The sequence below is a fragment of the Halomonas sp. HK25 genome (assembly GCF_047795635.1).
GTDB lineage: Bacteria > Pseudomonadota > Gammaproteobacteria > Pseudomonadales > Halomonadaceae > Halomonas.
The window spans coordinates 1,413,820-1,432,035 of the sequence record NZ_CP181044.1; the positions used below are offsets into that span (position 1 = coordinate 1,413,820).

Consider the following 18,216-nt stretch of genomic DNA (forward strand, 5'->3'; position numbering starts at 1 on the left):
AGGGAGCCAACATGGCTGACAAGTTTGATGTGATCGTGATCGGCGCGGGCCCCGGCGGCTACGTGGCCGCCATCCGTGCCGCGCAGATGGGCCTCAAGACTGCCTGCGTCGAAAAGTGGATCGGCAAGGAAGGCAATGTCGTGTTTGGCGGTACCTGCCTCAACGTGGGCTGCATCCCCTCCAAGGCGCTGCTGGAAGCTTCCCACAAGTTCGTCGAGGCGAAGCACGACTTCGCCGACATGGGGATTCAGGCCGGTGACGTCCAGATGGACGTCAAGAAGATGATCGCCCGCAAGGATACGATCGTGAAGAACCTCACCGGTGGCATTGCCGGCCTGTTCAAGGCCAACGGCGTGACCGGTATCGAGGGTACCGGGAAGGTGACCGGCGCCAAGCAGGTCGAAGTTACCGATCTCAATGGCAAGGCCACCACCTTTGAGGCCGACAGCATCGTCATTGCAGCCGGCTCCGTGCCGGTAGAGATTCCGCCGACCCCGCTGGTAGAGGGCATCGTGGTCGACTCCACTGGTGCCCTGGAATTCCAGGAGACGCCCAAGCGTCTGGGAGTGATCGGCGCGGGAATCATCGGTCTGGAGTTGGGCAGTGTGTGGAGTCGTCTGGGCGCCGAGGTCACCATGCTCGAGGCCATGGATAGCTTCCTGCCGATGGTGGACACCGCCATCGCCAAGGAGACTCAGAAGCTGCTCAAGAAGCAGGGCCTGGACATCAAACTGGGCGCCCGCGTCACCGGCTCCGAGGTCAAGGGCCAGGAAGTGGTCGTCAAGTACACCGACGCCGAGGGTGAGCAGGAGATGACCTTCGACAAGCTTATTGTCTGCGTTGGCCGCAAGCCCTACACCAAGGGTGTCGTCGCCGAGGGTCTGGGCATCGACCTGGACGAGCGCGGCTTCATCCACGTGGACGACCAGTGCCGCACCAGTGTGCCGAGCGTCTATGCCATCGGCGATTGCGTGCGTGGCCCGATGCTGGCCCACAAGGCGTCCGAAGAGGGCATGATGGTGGCCGACATCATCGCCGGCCACAAGGCCGAGATGAACTACGACGCTATCCCCAGCGTCATCTACACCTTCCCCGAGGTGGCCTGGGTGGGCCTCACCGAGCAGGAGGCCAAGGCCAAGGGCCGCGAGGTCAAGGTCGGTAGCTTCCCGTTCGCCGCCAGCGGCCGCGCCATGGCCAACAACGCCACCGACGGCCAGGCCAAGATTGTCGCCGACGCCGAGACCGACCGGGTGCTGGGCATGCATATCGTCGGCCAGCACGCCGGCGAGATGATCGCCCAGGGCGTCATCGCCCTGGAGTTCGGCTCCAGCGCCGAGGATCTGGCGCTGACCTGCTATGCGCACCCGACCATGTCCGAGGCCGTGCACGAGGCGGCGCTGGCGGTGGATGGCCACGCCATCCACATGGCCAATCGCAAGAAGCGCAAGTAAGTCGCACAACGAGCGCCGCCAATCGGGCGGCGCGCCCCTTCCGGCGATGCATCGGAAGGGACGGTGGTGGTCCGAGGTGTCCGCCAGCAGGCGAGACAGGGCCACCGTTCGAGTCACATGCAACCAATGGCATGAATCGATGAACCTTCACGAATATCAGGGCAAACAGCTGTTTGCCGACTACGGTCTTCCGGTGTCCAAGGGCTTTGCCGTCGACACCCCCGAAGAAGCGGCTGAATCCTGCAAGAAGATCGGCGGTGACAAGTGGGTCGTCAAGGCCCAGGTCCACGCCGGTGGCCGCGGCAAGGCCGGCGGCGTCAAGCTGATCAAGAGTCCGGAGGAGGCCAAGGCTTTCGCCGAGCAGTGGCTGGGCAAGAACCTGGTGACCTATCAGACAGACGCCAACGGTCAGCCGGTGACCAAGATCCTGGTCGAGAACTGCACCGACATCGCCGAGGAGCTCTACCTGGGCGCCGTGGTCGATCGCGCCACCCGCCGCGTGGTCTTCATGGCTTCCACCGAAGGCGGCGTGGAGATCGAGAAGGTTGCCGAGGAGACCCCCGAGAAGATCCTCAAGGCCGAGATCGACCCGCTGGTCGGCGCGCAGCCCTACCAGGCGCGTGAGCTGGCCTTCGCCCTGGGTCTCAAGGGCGACCAGGTGAAGCAGTTCACCAAGATCTTCCTGGGCCTCTCCAAGCTGTTCCACGACAAGGATCTGGCGCTGCTCGAGATCAACCCGCTGGTGATCACCGACGAGGGCAACCTGCACTGCCTCGACGCCAAGCTCAACCTGGATGGCAATGCCCTCTACCGTCACCCGGACCTGCAGGCGATGCGCGATCCTTCCCAGGAAGACGCTCGCGAGGCCGAGGCGGCCGCGTGGGAGCTGAACTACGTGGCCCTGGACGGCAACATCGGCTGCATGGTCAACGGCGCCGGCCTGGCCATGGGCACCATGGACATCGTCAACCTTCATGGCGGTTCGCCGGCCAATTTCCTTGACGTGGGCGGCGGCGCCACCAAGGAGCGCGTGGCCGAGGCGTTCAAGCTGATCCTCTCCGACGATAACGTCAAGGCGGTGCTGGTCAACATCTTCGGCGGCATCGTGCGCTGCGACATGATCGCCGAGGGCATCATCGGTGCCGTCGAGCAGGTGGGCGTCAACGTGCCGGTCGTGGTGCGTCTGGAAGGTACCAACGCCGAGCTGGGTGCCGAGAAGCTGGCCTCCAGTGGTCTGAACATCATCGCTGCTACCAGTCTGACCGATGCGGCTCAGCAGGTCGTCAAGGCCGCGGAGGGCAAGTAATGAGTATCCTGATCGACAAGAACACCAAGGTCATCTGCCAGGGCTTCACCGGCGGCCAGGGGACCTTCCATTCCGAGCAGGCGATCGCCTACGGTACCCAGATGGTCGGCGGCGTGACGCCGGGCAAGGGTGGCCAGGAGCACCTGGGCCTGCCGGTGTTCAACACCGTCAAGGAAGCCGTGGAGAAGACCGGCGCCGAGGCCAGCGTGATCTATGTGCCGGCCCCGTTCTGCAAGGACTCCATCCTCGAGGCCGCTAATGGCGGCATCAAGCTGATCGTCTGCATCACCGAGGGCATCCCGACCCTCGATATGCTCGACGTCAAGGTGAAGTGCGACGAGCTGGGCGTGCGCCTGATCGGTCCGAATTGCCCGGGCGTGATTACTCCCGGCGAGACCAAGATCGGCATCATGCCGGGTCACATCCACAAGCCGGGCAAGGTCGGTATCGTGTCGCGTTCCGGCACCCTGACCTATGAAGCCGTCAAGCAGACCACCGACCACGGCTTCGGTCAGTCCACCTGCGTGGGCATCGGCGGTGACCCGATCCCGGGCTCCAACTTCATCGACATCCTCGAGCTGTTCGAGAAGGACCCGGCCACCGAAGCGATCGTGATGATCGGCGAGATCGGCGGCACCGCCGAGGAAGAGGCAGCGGCCTACATCAAGGCCAACGTCTCCAAACCGGTGGTCTCCTACATCGCCGGTGTGACTGCTCCTGCGGGCAAGCGCATGGGCCACGCGGGCGCCATCATCTCCGGTGGCAAGGGCACCGCGGACGAGAAGTTCGCCGCCCTGGAAGACGCCGGCGTGAAGACCGTGCGTTCGCTGGCCGAGATCGGCGATGCCCTGAAGGAAGTGACCGGTTGGTAAGCCGATTCCTGCCGACAGGCGCGATAACACAGGACGGGCACCCTCAGGGGTGCCCGTCCTGCGTTGTGGCCGGCGCCGGCGGCTCTCAACGGGCGGCTCTCAACGGGCGGCGATCAGGCAGCGGTCGCGTCCGCTGCGCTTGGCCTCCAGCAGGGCCTGGTCGGCGCGCTGCAGGGTGGCGAGATGGCGCTCGCCGATGCGATGCTCACTGATCCCGGCGCTGAGGGTCACCGAGAGTTGCGTTTCGCAGCTGGTGATCGTGACGGCCGACACGCGATCCCGCAGCCGCTCGACGATCGCGCGGGCCTCGTCGATTCGAGTCTGGGCGAGCAGCAGGATGAACTCCTCGCCTCCCCAGCGCCCGCACAGGTCGGAATCCCGCAGGACCTCGCGCATGGTGCCGGCGATGGCCACCAGTAGCCGGTCGCCGACGTCGTGACCATGGCGGTCGTTGATGGTCTTGAAGCGGTCAATGTCCAGCAAGGCCAGGGTGTAGTGCCCTCCGGAGGCCTCGAGTTGGCGCAGCCGCTCGTCGATCAGCCGGCGGTTGGCCAGTTGGGTGAGCGGGTCATGGGTAGAGTCCTGGTGAAGCGCCCGGTTGCGCTCGCGCATCATCGCCTGGTAGCCATCGGAGATGCGTGACAGTTTCTGCTGGCGACGCAGGCTGTTTTCGTAGCGCTTCTGGGTCACCTGACGCGCCTCCAGGGCCAGCTGCTGGTAGCGGTCGGAGATGCTGATCAGCCGCTCCAGCTGCTGTTGCTGGCTGCGGTACCGTTCGACGAGGGCCTCCAGAGGCTCAGCGAGCGGGTGTTCCGAATGGGCCGGGTCCGCCAGCAGGGTGGCGACTCGCTCGAGCAGCGCCTGCTCGTCCCGGCGGTTCATGTCGGCGCCGTCGTCGGGGTGATGGCAAAGCGATAGTTGCAGTCCTCGCGGAACTCGTCGGCCAGCTCGGCGATGCGCTCATTGCGCGGGTCGTAGTACCACTCCACGGCGACCTCGCGGCCTTCGCCATGGGCCTCCTCCAGCAGGTCGAAGATGTCCATCATCGCCTTCACCGAACTGGTGTTGAGGTACACCAGGCCCAGGGATAGGTGCAGCGGCCGCGCCTCCTCGGCGAGGAAGCGACGCACCCATTCGACCACCTGGTCGAAGAGTTCGTAGGAATTTTCGGGGTAGGAGTCCCCCTGCATGGTCAGCCGTCCGTTCTGCCAGCTGCTCTGGATGGCCGGCGTCGATTGGCTTCCGGGAATGTCGAGGTCACGAATCATGGTGATCAGGGTACCCATCAGATGGTAGCGGTCAGGCTAAAGAAACCTTGCCCGTCGGGCAACGCCTGCAGCGAGGCCCGCAGGGGGCGAGAGGCCTTTCGGGCCATGTCCAGCAGCCCGAGGCCGGCGCCGCTCTCGCGCTCGGCATCGCGCGGGCGGCGCAGCTGCTGTTTGTAGGCGGCCTTGAGCTCGGCGCGGTCCAGTGGCCCCAATGCCTCGATCACGCGCACCAGGCGCTCGCCGTCGGTGAACTCGACCAGGTTGCCCGCCGAGACCAGATAGCGCCCCTCGGCGTCCTGGGCCACGGCCACCGTGGCTGAGGCCTGCGTATCGTCATAGCCATGGCGACGGGCATAGTGGCGAATGTTCTGGGTCATCTCTATGTAGACGGCGAAGACATCCATGGCCGCCGAGGGCGTCGCCTGCTGGGTGTCCAGGTAGTTGCGCAGCGCCTTGCCGATCTCCTCGATCAGGCTACGCGAGATGGGGCCGTTGAAGCACAGCATGATGCGGTCGCGCTGGTAGCTTTCCCGCATGTTCAGCAGGTCCATGGGTTCTCCTCAGGGGTTGACGCCTGCCTCCTCGGGTGGCAAGGGAAAAGGGTCATCGGAAGCCTGCGGCTCCAGGCGGAAGGCCAGCAGGGTGATGTCGTCGCGCTGGGGGAGGTCCCCCTGATGGGCGCGTAGCGCCGCTTCAAAGGCCGCCATCTGCTCCTCCAGCGGCCGGCTGGCCTGGGCCAGCAGCAGCGACCGGAAGCGGCGGTTGCCGAAGCCGAAGCCGTCGCTTCCCCCGGCCTGATCGAGGAAGCCGTCGCTGCACAGGGTATAGGTCCAGCCGTGACGCAGCGGTACCACCCGATTCTCATAGCGGGCCGGCCGGCGATGGCCTAGGGCGCGCCGATGTCCGGCCAGCATCTCCAGTCGCTCGCCGTTGCTGGCATGGAGGTCGATCTTGGCCCCGGCGTAGGTCAGGGTGCCGGCGGTTGGGTCGACCCAGGCCAGGCCCATGTCCATGCTGGTGGCGATCGAGGCGGGCAGCTGGTCCTGGGGCAGCAGCGTGCGCCCCTGGCGATCGATTTCGCACAGCACGGCCGCTGGATCGTCGGCGCCCTCCTGGGCGAGGGCGTGGTCGATGATGGCGCGGGCAAGCATCGTCATCAGGGCGCCCGGCACGCCGTGGCCGGCGCAGTCGACGATGCCCAGCAGGTAGCCGCGCTCGGTCGCCCGGAAGACATAGAAGTCGCCGCCCACCACGTCGCGCGGCTTCCAGAGGACCCCGTAGCGATGGCGCAGGTGCTGATCGAGGGCGTCGTCGGGCAGGATGGCCTGCTGAATGATGCTGGCGTACTGGATGGAGGCTTCGAGCTGGCGGTGGGCCGACACCATCTGCGCATGGGCCTCTTCCAGTGCCTGGGTGCGCTGGCGGACCTGGCCTTCCAGGTTGCGGGTGTAGCCCTCCACCTGACGCGCCATGTGCGAGAAGGTTCGCGACAGGTCCCCGATCTCGTCCCGGCGCTCGGTGGGCAGCCGGGAGTGGTAGTGGCCCTCGGCGATGGCCTGGGCGGAGAGTTTCAGCCGTTGCAGCGGAGTGAGGATCAGGCGGTGGGTGCTGTAGGCGAAGCTGGCCGTCAGCAGCGCCAGCAGCAGGCCAAAGGCGAGCATCATGGGCCAGAACCAGCGGCGCTCGAGAAGCGGGGCGGCCTGCAGGTCCAGGGCGGTGACCAGCAGCCACTGCAGCTCCGGCAGGTAGCCCACGCTCAGCAGTCGTGGCTCCCCCTCCAGTTCGGCCTCCAGAGCCACCACGGTCCCGGGACGGCGCATGGCGTCTTGCATGGCCCGACGCAGCGTTTCGCGGTCGGCCTCGCCGACCAGTGCCTGGATCCGCGGGCTGTCATTGGCTTTCACCGGGTTGCGACCCGCCCCGAGGGCCAGACGCGCCGTGTCGGGATGGACCTGCAGGGTGCCACGGGAGTCGATCAGCATCGGGGTCATGCCGGCCGGGGTGTTGCCGAGGAAGCGCCTGATGAACTGCTGCAGGTCGATGCCGCCTCCGGTCAGGCCCAGGAGAGTGCCGTTGTCCATCACCTTGACGTTGACCCAGACCATGGCCCGATCGAGGGTCTGGTCGGCGCTGACGTTGATATCGTAGGTGGAGCTGCTGCTCATGGTATCGAAGTACCAGGTATCGTCGGACCCCTCTGGTGACAAACGGTAGCGCGGTTCAGCGCTGTTATCCCGGGAGCCATCCCCGAGGTAATAGTCTCCGGAGGCGTGATCGATAATGAAATAGGAGCGGCTGGCGAAGTGCTGCCGGAAGCCCTCGGCCTCCGCGAGGAATCGCTCCTGGCGGGCCGGGTCCTCCGGCGCGAGTAGCCATTCGCGGGTCACTATCGAGTCGGCAAGGCGCCTCGACAGGGCGAGTTCCCGCGACACGGGAGTGATCACCCGCTGCATCTGGAGCAGGGTATATTGCTCGGCATAGGCGCCGGCGAAATGATCGCGGACCTCGACGACCGCTTTCCAGCCGATCAGCCCGGCTGGAATGAGTGCCAGCAGGCAGGCCAGCAGGAGGAGGCCGACCGATTTGCCGCGTAGGCCGAGTCGAGCTGCCATGGCATCCGTGTCTCATGAAGGCTGGATTCTGTCCCTTCTGACCTTGGCACAATGAATCGTCGGAGGCGATGGCCTGCCCCCCTGGCGCGTCAACGCAGGGGGGATTGCCGACATTGCCCACACTCCGAGTGCGGTGATCTCCTACAGGCGAAGCGGGCATGGGCGACTACCGCTTCTTCGCTGCCTGGCAGGGGGCGGGCACCGCGATGGTTGGTTTCCTGTTGCGCCACTCCCGGCACCCGTCTAACGGCCCATCCATCGGAGGGTCGTTTTCGTCTGCCCGCGTCTTGACTATTGGTCGGACTGGCCTATTATACCATCCATATGGATGGTATATGGAATCCATAAAGATGGTTTTGGAACACCAGGCGAGGTATTCCCCTCCTGGGCCAACGAGGTATCCCTCATGAGCGTGCATGAGCTGCGCCGCAAGACCGGCGACTCCAGCGAGAAGATCACCATCAACCTGGGGGTGGTCGACCTGGGGCAGATCGATCTTCTGGTACAGGAAGGGTTCTACTCCAACCGTACCGACCTGATTCGTACAGCGATCCGCAACCAGTTGGCGACCCATGCGGAAGTCGTCAAGGACACCGTGGCGCGCAAGGCCTTCGTGCTGGGCCTGCAGGACTTCAGCCGCAGCGATCTCGAGGCGCTGCAGGTCGCCGGAGAGGTGCTGCAGATCCAGGTGCTGGGTCTTGCCCGCATCGCCGAGGACGTATCACCGGAGCTCGCCCGCGCCACCATCGAATCGGTGGTCGTGTTGGGCGCCCTGCATGCCAGCGCGGCGGTCAAGGCTGCCCTGGCGGATCGAATCCACTGAATCACTGAATAGGAATATTGACGATGATCGACGCCACCATGACGCGAAGAATGGAAGAAGCGACGCGGCTAACCCGCGCCGGGAAGCTGCACGAGGCCATGGCCATCCTCCAGGGAGCCATGCCCGAGGAGAGGGGCCAGGAAGCGCCTGATAACGCCTACTGCGGGGGTACTACCTTCGAGGGGAGCTGCCGGGTCATTGACAAGGGGGCGCCGGCGTCGAGGCCTGCCTCTGCCGAGTCGGGTTCGCAACGGGCCGGTGAACCGTCAGCGGGAGCGGCACCATCCTCGGCGTTCGGCCATGCCCGGCAGGCGACTACCGGGAATATACTGGGAGGTGATATCGGGCTGCCCTCTGCCTGGCGCGACAAGTGGCGCCTGTTGCGTGAGTCCATGGCGCAGCCCGAGCAGGCACATGGCATCAACGAGGCAGCCGAGCCTGGCGCGTTTACCGCTGGTTGCTTTACCCATCATGCCGGCACGCGCGATTACAAGCTGTACCTCCCCGGCGGCTATCACGGGCAGGCACTACCGCTGGTGGTCATGCTGCATGGCTGCACGCAGGATCCCGATGACTTCGCTGCCGGGACCACCATGAATCGGCTGGCCGAGGAGCAACTGTGTTGTGTGCTCTATCCGGCCCAGCCGATGACCGCCAACAGTTCGAAATGCTGGAACTGGTTCAAGGCCCAAGACCAGCAGCGCGAGGGCGGTGAGCCGGCGATCCTTGCCGGCATGACCCGTCAGGTCATCGCCACGCACGGGCTCGATGCGAGCCGGGTCTATGTCGCCGGGCTATCGGCCGGTGGCGCCATGGCAACGACACTGGCGATGACCTATCCGGACCTCTATGCGGCGGTGGGCGTGCACTCCGGACTGCCTCACGGCGTGGCCCAGAGTCTTCCCGATGCGTTGGGGGCGATGAAGGGGGGCTCGGGGCCCCTCGGTGGCGGCGGCCCGGCACGAGCTTTCGGGTGGGCGTCGGAGGTGCCTGCCATCATCTTTCATGGCGACCAAGACATGACCGTTCACCCCAGCAATGCGGATCGCGTTGCCGCCCAGTATGCCGCCTCGCGACGAGCGGGCGAGCCAGTCAAGCCCGGGACAAGCCACGCCAGGGTAACGGTGGAGCAGGGGAAGGTGGCCAATGGCCATGCCTATACCCGTACCACGCATCACGATGTGAAGGGCGAGCCACGCCTGGAACAGTGGCGGGTAACGGGCGCGGGCCACGCCTGGTCGGGAGGTAGTCCAAGAGGCAGCTATACCGACCCCAAGGGTCCCGACGCCACTAGGGAAATGCTGCGTTTCTTCTATCACCATCAGCAGGGCGAAAGTCGCGCGAGCTGAGGCGCCACATGGGTTCGCTTGGTCAAGCCGATAGGTCGACAGCCGCAACGCAAGACGGCGACCCGAGGGTCGCCGTCCTGTGCCGCCTGTCGTTGCCGAAAGGTCAGTCCGCGGGGCGTCCCACCAGCGAGCGGGTCTCCTCGCGGGCCTCGGTCAGCGCCACGCGGATATGGTCGCCCAGCTTGAAGCGCTCTTCGCCCTCGATCTGGATGCGTCCTTCCTTGTCGTCAATCGCCACCTTGGTGCGGTCGCTGTGCATCAGCGGGGCCGGGACGAAGGCGGTGGCACCGTTGGCCGTCAAGCGCACGCGCATGCCGCCACGGTTGATGGCGATGATCTCGGCGTCGAAGGCCTCCTGGGCCTCGGCGGCAGGGCTCAGGTAGCGAACGTAGAGCCAGTCCTTGACGTCGCGCTCGGCCATGCGGTTCAGCCGACGGCGCTCGGTGAGCTGCTCGGTAAGCTCCAGGCTGGCCTCGGCCGGGGCCTGCTCGCCCTTGAGCACCCGCTTGATCAGGCGGTGGTTGACCATGTCGCCGTACTTGCGGATCGGCGAGGTCCAGGTGGCGTAGGCGGTCAGCCCCAAACCGAAGTGCGGGCCGGGCTTCGCCGACATGCTGGTGAAGCCCTGGAAGCGGCGCAGGCGGACGTCGAGCCAGGCGTCGTCGCGGCCCTCGAGCTCACGCTTCAGCTCGGTGTAGCGGGACAGCTCGGTGAGCTGCTCGCGCTCCACCTGGATGTCCTGGCTGGCCAGGAACTCCTGTGCGGCCTCGGCCTTCTCGGGTTCGAAGGCGCGGTGCACATTGAAGATGCCGTGGCCCACGTGCTCGGCAAGCAGGTGGGCGCAGCAGGCGTTGGCCGCGATCATCGACTCCTCGATCATGCGGTTGGCGATGCGCCGTTCCTCGGTGCGCACGTCCAGCACATTCCCGGCCTCGTCCAGGTCAAAGACGAAGTCGGGGCTGTCCTTGAACAACAGGGCGTGCTCGGCGCGCCAGGCGCTGCGCGCTTCGGTCATGGCCTTCAGCGCCTTGAGCTGCTCGGCGATCTCGTGCGCCGGGGCCCAGTCGCCCTGGCCCTCCAGCCAGTCGGAGATGCGGTCGTAGGCCAGCTTGGCATGGGAGGTCGCGGTAGCGGCGAAGAAGCGGTAGTCACCCAGGCTGCCGTCGGCGTGCACGGTGAGGGTGCAGGCCAGCACCGGGCGTGCCTTGCTCTCCCACAGCGAGCAGAGGTCGTCGGCCAGCTGCTCGGGCAGCATGGTGACGTTCTGGCCCGGCAGGTAGACGGTGAAGGCCCGGGTGCGCGCTTCGAGGTCGGCCGCATGCCCCTCTTCCACGTAGGCGGTGGGGTCGGCGATGGCCACGCTCAGGTCCCAGCCGCCGTCCTCGCGGTGCACGATGCGCAGGGCGTCGTCCATGTCGCGGGTCTTCTCGCCGTCGATGGTGAAGAAGGGCTCGGCGTTGAGGTCCTCGCGGGTGAGTCCTTCATCAAGCATCGGCCAGTCTTCGCCGGCATCCGGGCACTCCTGCTCCAGAGCGTGGCGAGCCAGGGTGACGCGCCACGGCACGGCGGGGTCGTCTGCCTTGGCTACCAACTCGTCGATCTGGGCGAGGAAGCCGCGATCGTCGGTCTTGAGGGGGTGACGCACCAGGCGCGCGACGATCCAGTCGGCGTCGCCGATGGTGTCTTCTTCCAGGCTGCGCTTGATGCGCGCCTTGAGCACGTTCTTGATCAGGGGGTGGTCGGGCACCACGGCCAGCCGGCCCTCGCGCTTCTGCACGCGGGCGACGAAGCGGTCGAGCCCCTGTTCAATAAGGGTGTCGGGTTCGACGCGCTTCTTGTCGCCCTCCTCATGAAGGACCGCTCCGACGCGATCGCCGTGCAGTACCTGCTTCATGGCGGGGGGCGGTACAAAGTAGGAGTCGCCATCGTCGGTCTCGAGGAAGCCGAAACCCTTCTGGGTGGCCTTGATCACCCCCTCGACGCGGGGGGTGCTGGAGCGAATCTGTTGCTTGAGTTGGGCAAGCAGGGCGTTGTTCTGCAGCATGATCACGAACGTGTGGCGGGGGTAGGGGAGCTACTATACGGACTCCCGCGGCGCGCGCCAAACGCCCAGGGAGCCGGCCACGGGGAATCAGTGACTTGAGGGTTGCGAGCGCGCCTTGGCCAGGCCAGAAAGCCGACGGCGCCCGCAGGCGCCGTCATTGCAAAACAGGCAGAAGGGACTCAGCGCACGGTGATTACGGTGCATTCGGCGGCGTGAGCCACCTTGTGGGAGACGCTGCCGACCACGATTCCCTGCAGGTCGCTGAGGCCGCGGCTGCCCATGACGATGGCGTCGATGCCGCGCTTGCGGGCTTCGCTGAGGATGGTGCGGGCCGGGTCACCCTGACCGATCACGGTCTCGACATTGGTGGCACCCTGCTCGCGAGCGGCCTCGGCGGCACGGCTGATCACCTGCTTGCCGGCGTCCTCGCGCTCCTCGCGGCTGGCTTCGATGGCGATGGCGCCGATGCCCCATACCAGGGTGGTCTCGTGGGCAAGCTCTTCCGGGATATGCACCAGGTGCAGGGTGCAGCCATCTTCCTGACGGACGAGCTGGCAGGCCACGGAGAGCGCCTTCTGGGCGTGCTCGGAACCATCGACGGGGACCAGAATGGAGGTGAACATGGGCAGACTCCTTGTATCAGACGGGGTTAATGCGAGCCTAGCGGGTTTCGGCGCCAAGGTCATGCATCATGAGCCCGGGGTTTGCGGAAATTGATATCCATCAAGCGTTGCGTTCGGCCTCAGTCTCCAGCCGACGCAGCTGCTGCCAAAGCTCGCGGCGTAGGTCGCTCAGGCGAGGAAGGCTCTCTTCCGGGAAGGGCAGCGGGCGAGTGAGCCGTTGGGTGCGCAGCCCCAGTCGGGCGCTGAGCAGACCGACACCCATGCCTTGGGCGGCGCGGGTCGAGAGCCGCCCGGCCAGGTTCATGGAGAGCATTTGCATGCCGGCATCGCCCGCCATCTCGGTGGCGCCGGCAAAGGCCATCTGGTAGAGCACACTGCGCAGCAGACGGATCCTCCCCGGGTAGCTCAATTCCAGGCCGTAGAGGCGGCACAGGCGGTCGATCATCGCCAGGCTGCGCCACGCCACCAGCGCCATATCCACCAGGGTGAGCGGGCTGACCGCCACCATGATCGCCGTCTCGCCGGACATCCGTGAAATGAGCCGACTCGCCTCGCGGTCGCGGGGGGCCAGCAGGTGGTGGTCGAGCAGCAGCTGGATGTCCTGGCCGTCGTGGTGGGCCTGGCGGGCGGCCAGGAAACCCTGCCAGTGGGGGTGGTCGTCATCCAGGGCCAGGTCGCGGCGCAGCGATTCGGCGGTGGCGTGGGCCTCCCCGGGGGTGACCCCGGGAAGCGCCTTCAGGCGTTCGCGTAGCCGGTCGTGGCGGCGCAGCCGCCGCAGCCGCCACAGCTCGCGGGCCAGCGCCGAGCCGCCCAGCGCCAGGGCCAGTAGCAGCAGCAGGCTCCAGGCGCCGGCCAGCCAGTTGCCACCCAGGCCGGCGGCATAGAGGGTGCTGCCGGCCTCCACCGCGCCCAGGCCCAGGGTGCCGACCAGCAGGGCGAGCAGCCCCCAGCGGCGCCGCCGCGGCCGGGTCAGGCTAGCCTCCAGGGCCCGCTCGCCGGGTCCTGTCGGTTCGTCAGCCAGGGGGCGGCTGGCCAGGTCGGCGTTGAAGGCCTCGGCGGCGCGCGGGTCACGGGAGGTGGGCTCGGCTTCGGCCGCCTCGCCGGCTTCGGGTGAGAAGCGCTGGCCCGGGCGCGGGTCGCGGGGCTGGTTCATGACAGCTTGTCTCCGATCAGCCAGTCCAGGGCGGTATCCATGCGGATATGGGGCAGGGCGCCGCCCTCCAGGGGCAGTGGCCGAAAGCTCGGATAGGAGAAGCCCTGGCGGGCCCAGAAGGCAGCGTCCGGCAAGCGGCTGGGAACCTCGCCCGGAAACAGCAGCAGCGGTTCGCCATCGAGCCCGGTGGCGCGCAGGGCGGGGGTGCGCTGGCCGCGATGCTCCACCTCGCGGGCCTCGCTGGCGCGGATCGCCGCCAGCGACAGGGCGCGCACCGGCACGCTGGCGAAACGCAGGTCCTTGAGGGGGTCGGCCAGCAGCGCCTCGAGCAGCGCCACCAGCCGCGGATGCTGTTCCGGGGTGACATGGTCGGCCTTGGTAGCGGCGATGGCCAGGCGGTCGATGCGCGGGGCGAAGAGCCGCGACAGCAGGCTACGCTTGCCGTAGTCGAAGCTCTGCATCAGGTTGGCCAGCGCCCGCGAAAGGTCCTGGAAGCGCTCCGGGCCGGCATTCAATGCGCCGAGCAGGTCCACCAGTACGATCTGGCGGTCGAAACGGCGGAAGTGATCGCGGTAGAAGGGCTTCACGATGTGCTGCTGGTAGTGCTGGAAGCGCCGCGCCAGGGTGGCATAGTTGCTCTCGGGGGGCAGGGTGGCGAGCGCGGCGGGATCGGCCTCACCCACGCCGGGGAGCGGGAAGAACTGCAGCACCGGGGCGCCGGCAAGATCGCCCGGCAGCAGGAAACGCCCCGGCTGCAGGTCGGCAAAGCCCGCTTCCCGGGCGGCGCGCAGCCCCTCGGCATAGCGCTCGGCGATGTCCGCCAGGCGGGCCTCGTCGGCCTCGCCGGCGGGGTCCAGGCTGTCCACGGCCGCGTGCCAGGCGGCGAAGTGGGCGCGCCGCTGTTCCCCCGCGAGGGCCTGCTGGCTGCGGCACCAACTCGGGTAGTCGTGGGCCAGCAGCGGCAGGTCGAGCAGCCACTCTCCCGGGTAGTCGAACAGGTCCAGGGTGAGCTGGCGGGTCTCGCCGGCAAGCCAACCACGCTTCGCCGGCCGATAGCGCAGCGCCAGGCGCAGTTCGCTGATACCACGGGTGGGATCGGGCCAGCGCGGGGGCGTCTCGGCAAGTGCCGCCATGGCCTGGTCGTAGGGGAAACGGGGCACGCCCAGGTCCTGCTGATTGACTCGCCGGGCTCCCAGCAGGCGCCCCTGTCGGGCCGCGGGCAGCAGGTCGAGTCTGGCCTCCAGGCCGACATGGCGGAGCTGGTTGACCAGCGAGGTGAGAAAGGCGGTCTTGCCGGAGCGGGAGAGGCCGGTCACTGCCAGACGCAGCTGGCGGTCGCGGCCGCGCTCGAGCAGATCGTGGAGTTCGCGAGCCAGGGGCTGGCGCATGGGCAGGGCCTCCTCGGCGTTCAGCGGGGGCCGGCGAACATGGCGTAGAGCAGGGGACTGGCCGCGATCACAAAGCCCGCGCCGGCGAGCAGGTGGCCGGGCAGTCGATGCCGGGTGCGGTGGGCCAGGGTCAGGCCGCCGATACAGACCAGCATGCCCACCAGATTGAAGGTAAAGGAGGCCATCTCCATGAAGTGCTGGGGCGACATACGCGCTCCTCGGGTTGCCGTGTGCTGTGGAGAATGGTATCAGGTGTCGGGGTGTCTCCGCAGGGCCAACAGGGAGGAAGCGCATGGCCAGGTTGCCTGATGCCGAGGGGGTGATCCGCTTCTGGTTCGATGAGCTGGAGCCGGCTCAGTGGTTTCGCAAGGATCCCGACCTGGATGCCGAGATCACGGCGCGCTTCGGCGAGCTGCTCGAGGCCGCCGGGCGAGGTGAGCTGTGGTCCTGGCGGCTCTCGGCGCGGGGACGCCTGGCCGAGGTGATCGTGCTCGACCAGTTCTCGCGCAATATCCATCGGGAGACGCCGCTGGCCTTCGCCCGGGACCCGGTGGCGCTGGTACTGGCCCAGGAAGCGGTGGCCAGCCGCATCGACCGCCACCTGGACGTGCCATGGCGCGCCTTCCTCTATATGCCCTGGAGGCACAGCGAGTCCCTGGCGATCCACGATGAGGCGCTGGGGCTCTTCGACCAGCCCGGGTTGGAGGAAAGCCTGCGCTTCGAGCACCGCCACCGTGACGTCATCGTCCGCTTCGGGCGCTACCCGCATCGCAATGCCATACTGGGGCGCACCTCGACCCCGGAGGAGCTGGCCTTTCTCGCGCAGCCGGGCTCTTCCTTCTAACCGCACAAGGAGTGACACATGGGACTGATTGCCTGGTTGATCATCGGCGGCCTGGCGGGTTGGATCGCCGGCCACATCATGCGCGGGGGCGGCTTCGGCATCCTCGGCAATATCGGCGTCGGGGTGGTGGGCGCGGTGATCGGCGGCTTCCTGTTCAGCCTGCTGGGGCTGCAGGCCGGCGGCTTCGTCGGTTCGCTGGTGACCGCCATCGTCGGGGCCGTGTTGCTGCTGTGGGTGATCGCCAAAGTGCGCAAGGCCTGACTCGCCGCTTGGCATCCTGCGATCACGGCGCGGCTCAGCGGCCGGCGGGGCGCGGCAGGATGCGCCGATAGCGGTCCAGGGTGCGGTCGAGCCAGGCGCCGCTCAGTGTCACCTCCTCGCGCCGGGCGGGCACCGTCAGCGTCAGCAGGAAAACGCCGGGGGGGGCGGCGCTGCCGGCGGTCAGGCGTCGGGCTAGCGCCTCGGGCAGGTGCTGCGGCCGACGCCAGGTCAGCCGCAGGGCATGCTGGTCGATCAGGTACTGGAAGCGCGCGGTATCGGTGAGCACCGTCGCGGCACCAAAGGCCAGCCCCCAGGAGAGGCTTTCCAGGGGGCGGTAGGCGGGAGCGCCCGCGGCACGGCAGGCGTGGGCACCCGCCACGAAGCAGCGCTCGCGCTCCTCCAGACTCTCGGGCCAGCGTCCGCCGGCCAGACGCGCGCGGGTGGCGGGGTAGGCCAGGGTGACGGCCACGGCGGGGGTGCCGTCGGCCAGGGCGGTGGCCGGTTCGGTGATGGCGCCGTGGTGAAGCTCACCGCGCAGCCAGCGATAGTCGCAGGCCTGCTGGACGGTGGCCTGGGCATCCCGGGCGGTGTGGCTGGCGCCCTGCAGGGAGCGCAGCAGGGAAAGGGTTCGCAGAATCACGCTGTTGCCTCTCGGTTTACGCCGCCATCTTCCCGGCTGGCTGGTGTCCTTGCAAGCAGGACAACATCGCTCGAGGCTTTCCCGGCGACAGGTCTCCGAGGAGGCGCTGTGAATACGTCCCTGTACGCTACCGACGCCATCCCTGGCGTAGGACCTCCTCTACGACCTGCCTCCGGCGCCTCTTGCGTTGCCTGGTGAAATCGGTCCGACTCAACGAGCACCGCCCGGCACGTGGCCGGGCGGAGAGATCGCGCGAGCGAGGCGTTGATCAGGCGGTGGCGGGCTGGCCCACCAGCTCCTTGAGGGCAGCCTCGACGATATCCAGGCCTTCCTCCAACACCTCGTCCTCGATGGTGACGGGCATCAGGAAGCGAATGGTGTTGCCGTAGAGGCCACAGGAGAGCAGCACCAGCCCCTTCTCGCGGGCCCGCTTGCACAGCGCCGCGGCCAGGTCGGCATTCGGGGTGTGGTTGGCCTTGTCGGAGACGAGGTCCAGCGCGGCCATGGAGCCCAGGTGGCGGCCGTTGTCGACGCAGTCGAAGGCCTGCTGCCACTTGGCGAAGCGCTTGCCCAGTTTCTCGCCCAGTGCCTGGCTCTTCTCGAGGATGTTCTCCTCCTCGAACACCTCGAGCACGGCCAGGGTGGCGGCGCAGGAGACCGGGCTGCCGGTGTAGGTGCCCCCCAGCGAGTTGGGGCCGGAGGCGTCCATGTGCACGTCGGTGCCCACCACGGCGGAGATCGGCATGCCGTCGGCCATGCTCTTGGCCATGGTGATGATGTCGGGCTCGACGCCGCTGTGCTCGATGGCGAACATCTTGCCGGTGCGGCCGAAGCCGGACTGAACCTCGTCGACGATCATCAGCATGCCGTGCTCGTCGCAGATCTCGCGGATCGCCTTGAGGAAGCTGGCGGAGGCAGGATAGAAGCCGCCCTCGCCGAGCACCGGCTCGATCACGATGGCCGCGGTGTCGCGGGGGTTGGCGTCGGTCTTGAGCGTCATCTTCAGGCCGCGCAGGGCCTCGTCTTCGCTGACGCCGTGGTAGGGCACCGGGTAGGGCGCGCGGAAGACGTTGCCCGGCATGCTGCCGAAGTCACCGGCGTAGGGGGCGACCTTGCCGTTCATGGCCATGGTCATGAAGGTGCGGCCGTGATAGCCGCCGTCGAAGCAGATCACGTTGTTCTTGCCGGTGGCGGCACGGGCGATCTTGACGGCGTTCTCGAGGGCCTCGGCGCCGGAGTTGGCCAGCATCACCTTGGCGTGGCCGCGGACCGGGCTGACCTGACTGAGCTTCTCGGCCACCTTCACGTAGCCCTCGTAGGGCATCACGGTCTGGCAGGTATGCATCACCTTGTCGAGCTGGGCCTTGACGGCCGCGACCACCTTGGGGTGGCGATGGCCGATGTTGAGCACGCCGATGCCGCCAGCGAAGTCGATGATGCGGTTGCCATCGGCGTCCCAGATCAAGGCGTTTTCGGCGCGATCGGCGAACTGGGTGGCGGGACTGGCTGCGCCGTCGGCGACATAGCGCTTCTTGAGATCGTTGAGTTCAGCGTTGGTCATGATGCCTCCTGTTGGATGGTC

General features: G+C 67.2%; 18 protein-coding genes. 7 read left to right on the forward strand and 11 right to left on the reverse strand.

Going from position 1 to position 18,216, the window contains the following annotated elements; translation table 11 throughout:
- Positions 1–11: 11 nt before the first annotated feature.
- The 3 genes from lpdA to sucD all read left to right on the forward strand — a co-directional run bounded on the left by lpdA (position 12) and on the right by sucD (position 3,629).
- Positions 12–1,451: a dihydrolipoyl dehydrogenase gene (gene lpdA / locus ACM26W_RS06820; RefSeq protein ID WP_416140079.1), complete on the forward strand. Its 1,440-nt coding sequence runs from the start codon at positions 12–14 to the stop codon at positions 1,449–1,451.
- Positions 1,452–1,590: 139 nt separating this feature from the next.
- Positions 1,591–2,757 carry an ADP-forming succinate--CoA ligase subunit beta gene (gene sucC / locus ACM26W_RS06825; protein WP_416140080.1) on the forward strand — a complete coding sequence of 389 codons (1,167 nt, stop codon included), beginning with the start codon at positions 1,591–1,593 and terminating at the stop codon, positions 2,755–2,757.
- On the forward strand, positions 2,757–3,629 hold the full coding sequence (sucD, locus tag ACM26W_RS06830; protein WP_416140081.1) for a succinate--CoA ligase subunit alpha: 873 nt from the start codon (positions 2,757–2,759) through the stop codon (positions 3,627–3,629). The genes sucC and sucD overlap by 1 nt, the downstream gene beginning before the upstream one ends.
- A 99-nt stretch (positions 3,630–3,728) precedes the next feature.
- Here the strand turns inward: sucD and siaD are convergent, their stop codons facing one another.
- From siaD to siaA, 4 genes are read right to left on the reverse strand one after another with little or no spacing between them, the layout of a single operon-like run.
- Positions 3,729–4,511 (reverse strand): biofilm regulation diguanylate cyclase SiaD, encoded by a 783-nt coding sequence (siaD, locus tag ACM26W_RS06835; protein WP_416140082.1) that lies wholly within the window; start codon positions 4,509–4,511, stop codon positions 3,729–3,731.
- Entirely contained in the window at positions 4,508–4,915 is a 408-nt protein-coding gene (gene siaC / locus ACM26W_RS06840; RefSeq protein WP_416140083.1) for a biofilm regulation phosphoprotein SiaC, read from the reverse strand. The genes siaD and siaC overlap by 4 nt, the downstream gene beginning before the upstream one ends.
- Positions 4,915–5,448 (reverse strand): biofilm regulation protein kinase SiaB, encoded by a 534-nt coding sequence (gene siaB / locus ACM26W_RS06845; protein WP_416140084.1) that lies wholly within the window; start codon positions 5,446–5,448, stop codon positions 4,915–4,917. Before siaB ends, siaC begins: the two co-directional genes overlap by 1 nt.
- A 9-nt stretch (positions 5,449–5,457) precedes the next feature.
- Positions 5,458–7,509: a biofilm regulation protein phosphatase SiaA gene (siaA, locus tag ACM26W_RS06850; RefSeq protein WP_416140085.1), complete on the reverse strand. Its 2,052-nt coding sequence runs from the start codon at positions 7,507–7,509 to the stop codon at positions 5,458–5,460.
- A 406-nt stretch (positions 7,510–7,915) separates the two neighbouring features.
- Here siaA and ACM26W_RS06855 point away from each other — a divergent pair, with 406 nt between their 5' ends.
- Together ACM26W_RS06855 and ACM26W_RS06860 are read left to right on the forward strand one after the other, a co-directional pair.
- Positions 7,916–8,332: a CopG family transcriptional regulator gene (locus tag ACM26W_RS06855; protein ID WP_416140086.1), complete on the forward strand. Its 417-nt coding sequence runs from the start codon at positions 7,916–7,918 to the stop codon at positions 8,330–8,332.
- Positions 8,333–8,355: 23 nt separating this feature from the next.
- Positions 8,356–9,681: an alpha/beta hydrolase family esterase gene (locus ACM26W_RS06860; RefSeq protein ID WP_416140087.1), complete on the forward strand. Its 1,326-nt coding sequence runs from the start codon at positions 8,356–8,358 to the stop codon at positions 9,679–9,681.
- Positions 9,682–9,784: 103 nt separating this feature from the next.
- On the opposite strand, the gene ACM26W_RS06865 is transcribed toward ACM26W_RS06860, so the two are convergent.
- The 5 genes from ACM26W_RS06865 to ACM26W_RS06885 all read right to left on the reverse strand — a co-directional run bounded on the left by ACM26W_RS06865 (position 9,785) and on the right by ACM26W_RS06885 (position 15,098).
- Positions 9,785–11,725 (reverse strand): exoribonuclease II, encoded by a 1,941-nt coding sequence (locus ACM26W_RS06865; protein ID WP_416140088.1) that lies wholly within the window; start codon positions 11,723–11,725, stop codon positions 9,785–9,787.
- A 179-nt stretch (positions 11,726–11,904) separates the two neighbouring features.
- Positions 11,905–12,348: a universal stress protein gene (locus ACM26W_RS06870; RefSeq protein WP_416140089.1), complete on the reverse strand. Its 444-nt coding sequence runs from the start codon at positions 12,346–12,348 to the stop codon at positions 11,905–11,907.
- 100 nt (positions 12,349–12,448) lie between these two features.
- Positions 12,449–13,501 (reverse strand): TIGR01620 family protein, encoded by a 1,053-nt coding sequence (locus tag ACM26W_RS06875; protein ID WP_416140090.1) that lies wholly within the window; start codon positions 13,499–13,501, stop codon positions 12,449–12,451.
- The gene (locus ACM26W_RS06880) at positions 13,498–14,889 is read right to left on the reverse strand and encodes a YcjX family protein (RefSeq protein ID WP_416140091.1); all 1,392 of its coding nucleotides are present in this window, start codon (positions 14,887–14,889) and stop codon (positions 13,498–13,500) included. The genes ACM26W_RS06875 and ACM26W_RS06880 overlap by 4 nt, the downstream gene beginning before the upstream one ends.
- A gap of 20 nt (positions 14,890–14,909) precedes the next feature.
- Positions 14,910–15,098, reverse strand: coding sequence for a hypothetical protein (locus ACM26W_RS06885; protein ID WP_416140092.1), 189 nt, complete (start codon positions 15,096–15,098; stop codon positions 14,910–14,912).
- An 83-nt stretch (positions 15,099–15,181) separates the two neighbouring features.
- Between ACM26W_RS06885 and ACM26W_RS06890 the strand changes: the two genes are divergently transcribed.
- Positions 15,182–15,733: a DUF924 family protein gene (locus ACM26W_RS06890; RefSeq protein ID WP_416140093.1), complete on the forward strand. Its 552-nt coding sequence runs from the start codon at positions 15,182–15,184 to the stop codon at positions 15,731–15,733.
- Between the two features lie 18 nt (positions 15,734–15,751).
- Positions 15,752–15,994, forward strand: coding sequence for a GlsB/YeaQ/YmgE family stress response membrane protein (locus tag ACM26W_RS06895; protein ID WP_379754306.1), 243 nt, complete (start codon positions 15,752–15,754; stop codon positions 15,992–15,994).
- A gap of 34 nt (positions 15,995–16,028) precedes the next feature.
- On the opposite strand, the gene ACM26W_RS06900 is transcribed toward ACM26W_RS06895, so the two are convergent.
- Both ACM26W_RS06900 and gabT read right to left on the reverse strand, forming a co-directional pair.
- Positions 16,029–16,634: a hypothetical protein gene (locus tag ACM26W_RS06900; RefSeq protein WP_416140094.1), complete on the reverse strand. Its 606-nt coding sequence runs from the start codon at positions 16,632–16,634 to the stop codon at positions 16,029–16,031.
- A gap of 268 nt (positions 16,635–16,902) precedes the next feature.
- The gene (gene gabT / locus ACM26W_RS06905) at positions 16,903–18,195 is read right to left on the reverse strand and encodes a 4-aminobutyrate--2-oxoglutarate transaminase (protein WP_416140095.1); all 1,293 of its coding nucleotides are present in this window, start codon (positions 18,193–18,195) and stop codon (positions 16,903–16,905) included.
- Between the last annotated feature and the right edge of the window lie 21 nt (positions 18,196–18,216).